The organism is Pantoea sp. Ft-CA_14 (assembly GCF_024520875.1).
In the GTDB taxonomy this organism is placed as follows: domain Bacteria; phylum Pseudomonadota; class Gammaproteobacteria; order Enterobacterales; family Enterobacteriaceae; genus Pantoea; species Pantoea agglomerans.
The window spans coordinates 1-388 of the sequence record NZ_JALNPM010000033.1; the positions used below are offsets into that span (position 1 = coordinate 1).

Sequence of the window (388 nt, forward strand, 5' to 3'; positions counted from 1 at the left end):
AAAGTTGTATCCACTTACAGAACGCTGGACAGCACTCCAGGGGATCCGGATACAACTCAGATATGGAATAACCGGGTCAGGATGCATGCTCAGTTTAATAAAGCCCGGCATCCACCGGCGCTGATGCTGTTCTGCTGGGATTCGGTTATCGATAAAAAGACCTACGAGACGCGCATCACCTTCTCACCGGCCCTTCGGGGAAAAATGTCGGTGCCAACCGGCAGGGACAGAAGAGGTAATATGGCCTGGTATGACACATTACTGTTAGGGCTGGCACCAGAGGGTAAAGTCCGTATCTGGCTTCAGAACAGCGCAGGAGGTGATAACCTGCCAGTCAAACCGGTAAAAATCACCACGCTGTCCGGGGATAAACTGGATGCCTGCAAAG

The 388-nt window shown here is 52.1% G+C and carries 1 protein-coding gene; it reads left to right on the forward strand.

The genetic code is table 11. The features are described 5' to 3' along the window. Nucleotides 1-388 (forward strand): DUF2931 family protein (locus tag NR195_RS22730; RefSeq protein WP_306278221.1); only part of this gene is annotated, 388 nt, incomplete at both ends.